The organism is Microcoleus sp. LEGE 07076 (assembly GCF_015207455.1).
Taxonomy (GTDB): Bacteria; Cyanobacteriota; Cyanobacteriia; order Cyanobacteriales; family Microcoleaceae; genus Microcoleus.
This window is the reverse complement of sequence record NZ_JADEWV010000367.1, coordinates 1-3,416: the sequence shown is the minus strand read 5'-3', so window position 1 is coordinate 3,416 and position 3,416 is coordinate 1. Positions and strand designations below refer to the sequence as shown.

The 3,416-nt window shown below is 47.7% G+C and carries 2 protein-coding genes; one reads left to right on the top strand and one right to left on the bottom strand.

The window, feature by feature from the left end; genetic code table 11:
• The coding region (locus IQ270_RS29110; protein WP_193976593.1) for a PEP/pyruvate-binding domain-containing protein at positions 1 to 2,600 on the top strand (2,600 nt) is incomplete at its 5' end.
• A gap of 171 nt (positions 2,601 to 2,771) precedes the next feature.
• Here the strand turns inward: IQ270_RS29110 and IQ270_RS29105 are convergent.
• Positions 2,772 to 3,416, bottom strand: a 645-nt coding sequence (locus tag IQ270_RS29105; protein ID WP_193976592.1) for a vanadium-dependent haloperoxidase, incomplete at its 5' end; no start/stop codon positions are given.

Sequence of the window (3,416 nt, the reverse complement as noted above, 5' to 3'; positions counted from 1 at the left end):
GGGCGAGACTGTTTGCTTCCCGCTGCGGGTGTCTGTGCACTCCCATCTGGGTTTGGGTGTGGCGACAATCAATGCCCGAATTTTTAGCAGCAGCAGGATTGGCTTTGTTGTTAGCAGGGATTAATATCCGTCAGGGTGATGATATGGCTTTATCTAAATCGGAACAATTGTTTTCTCTAGATGACTCGTTAGATGCTGCAATCTGCGGCGATAAAGCTGCTAAGTTGTCTCAGCTAAAACGCGCTGGTTTTAATGTGCCTGATGGTTGGATATTGCCATCGAAGGAAGAAGGAAGAGGGAAGAGGCAAGAAGGAAGAGGGAAGAGGGAAGAGGGAAGAGGGAATGAGGAAAATGCCGATCGCCCTTCAATCAGTAATTCTGTCATCCAAAACCTCAAAGCAAAAATCCCAAACCGGATGATTGTGCGCTCTTCCGCTGCGGGAGAAGATGGGGATTTTAGTTCCGCCGCCGGACAATATCAAACCATCGGGCCTGTTTTGACTGAAGCAGAATTGCTCGACGGCATTAACCGCTGCCGCCAGTCTTATTGGACTTCCGAAGCTGTGGCTTACCGCCGCCAGCGACAACTCCCCGACACTCAAATGGCTGTGTTGATTCAGCCTTATATTCAGGGCAAAGTTGCGGGAGTTATGTTCAGCCGCAATCCTTTAGATGGCGGTTCCCAGATAATTATTGAAGCTTTGCCGGGAGGTGCTGAATCTGTTGTCGGCGGACAAGTTACTCCGGTTCATTTGGAAGTTGATTTTACCCAGCCTCAAACTTTAGAACAAAATTTAAGCGAAATTGAAATTAGTTCAATTATTGACAAAAAAATTATAGCTGAATTAGTCAAAGAAGCGCAAGCTATCGAAGCTTTTTTTCACGGCATACCGCAGGATATTGAGTGGAGTTGGGACGGGGAAAAAGTTTGGATTTTGCAAAGCCGCCCGATTACTAATTTGCAGCCAATTTGGACGCGGACTATTGCGGCAGAAGTGATTCCCGGTGCAATTCGCCCGCTAACTTGGTCGATTAATCGGCCGCTGACTTGTGGGGTTTGGGGAGAGATTTTTCAGGTGGTTTTGGGCGATCGCGCGGCTAATTTAAATTTTAACGAAACAGCAACTTTGCTTGGTTCTCACGCCTATTTTAACGCGACTTTGTTGGGCGAGATTTTTCGGATGATGGGATTGCCGGAGCAGGGTTTGGAATTTTTGCTCAGAGGGCAGAAGATGGGTAAACCGCCTTTGGGGAAGATTTTGCCTTCTTTGCCGGGTTTGTGGCGTTTGGTGCAGCGGGAGAGGGCGCTGAATGCAGGTTTTGAGTGCGATCGCACTTCTATTTTCCTCCCTGCACTCCAAAGTCTGGAGAAGTCAGTTGGCAGTTGGCAGTTGGCAGTTGGCAATAGTAACAATTCCCAATTCCCAATTCCCAATTCCCAATTCCCAATTCCCAATTCCCAATTCCCAATTCCCAATTATCAATATTTGTCGGAGTTGTTAAAAAGAGCAGAGCAAATTCAGGAGTGGCTGAAACCGATTACTTACTACAATATTTTGGGGCCGATCGGGCTAGCAATTCGCAAGGCAATTTTTCGCGTTTCTGATGAATGGTTGGACAATGATAATGCACCGGAAATCGCATCGGTACGGGCTTTGCAGCAGTTAGCAAAAAAGTTGCGAGAAGCTGCGATTTCGCAATCGGACGAGACTATTTCAACGGCCGAATTAACACAGATATTTGCTGAAAGTTCGGCGCTGCAAGCGGAATTTGGAGAGTGGCTTGATACTTACGGATATTTGAGCGAAGTGGGTACGGATATCGCTGTTGTTACTTGGCGCGAACAACCGGAAATTTACCAAAAGTTAATCGTAACTATGGCTCAAAAATCTGGTGTAACTAATTTAGACGAAACTCGAAAAGTAGGCTTGAGTTTTTGGCAGAAATGGCGATTAGATAAATGTCAGGAAAGAGCTAGAGTTAAAAATGAAATTAGCCAAGTCTACGCCCGGTTGTTGGCGGATTTGCGCTGGACTTTTTTGGAGATTGAAGCTTGGGGATTGGCGATGGAAGTATTTGCGGAAGCTGGGGATATTTTTTATTTGGAATTTGGGGAGATTCAGCAGTGGATTCGCAGCGGCGTAAATGTTTGTTTTCAGGATACAATTAGGCAAAGGCGCGATCGCCTGTTAGCCGATCGCGATCGCCCGATTCCGAGTGTAGTCTACGGAAATTTGCTGCCAAATTCTCAGCAAAGGTCGATCGACTCGGCAACATCCGCAACTGCCATTATGCAAGGAATTCCCGCAAGTATCGGCTGCGTCGAAGGTTTTGTCAAGATTTGCCGCACCGCCACAGCAGATTTAGGAGAAAGTGCGATCGTTGTAGTCCCCTACACCGACGCAGGTTGGGCACCGCTGCTGTTAGGAGCAACAGCAATTATATCTGAAGTTGGCGGACAACTATCTCACGGAGCAATTATCGCTCGCGAGTACAAAATTCCGGCAGTTATGAATATTCCAGAAGCTACAACTCGCCTGCGAGACGGTCAAAAAGTGCGGGTAGACGGATATCTCGGCACTGTGGAATTGCTCGAATAAACGAAACGAAAAATAATGTAAAAACTCATGCCTGCAGTACGGGCAGGTTTTGCCAACAATAATTACCTAACGACCATAATCTAGTAAATGCGCCCTGACAGATAAAAAAGCCGTTTATTGAGAATTGTGCAAGATATCCGCACTATAAACCGCTCTCAAATTGCCTCTTTCCTACACTAAGAAATTCTCAACAACATAATTCCCCACATTTCTCCCAGAACTCAAACCGTCTAGGTTAGAACTCATGAAATGAATGCCTCCGTAAATACGGCTCATCCCCGATTCGTCCGCCGCTTCCGTGAAGTTTTGATAAGTTCGCAAACTGTTGATAGAGCTGTCTCCACTGTCGCCAAACCCAAAATCCGAACCGAATACAGAACTCATAACAGCATCGGCCGCACCGCTAAAGGTACTGTGTCCTGACGTATATTCCGGGAAAGGCGGATTTTCTAGGATGGGCTGCCACTGGGGGTCGGCTGTCGTGTTGGGATTGTTATCTCTGTCAGCTTGCACAATAGCTGTCATCGGCCGCCAGAAGTCGTACTGATACTTGGCATCCCAGGAGCTAATAGCTGCATCTGCTGAGGCAATATTTAGCAGGGCGAACAGGCGGGCGCTATCTTCCAGGGAGGTGCCGACCAGGGCCGATACTTCTTCGGCGATTTGGTTCCAGTGGCCCGGTGGCGTAAACGTCCCAGCGCCGTTGGCCCAAAATTTGGCGATCGCTGTTTGGTCTGGGGTGCGCGTCAGACTATCGCTTTTGCCGAGTTCTTTGACAAAATTGAGCTCCTCTGCGTACTTGGCGCTGTCGAGGGC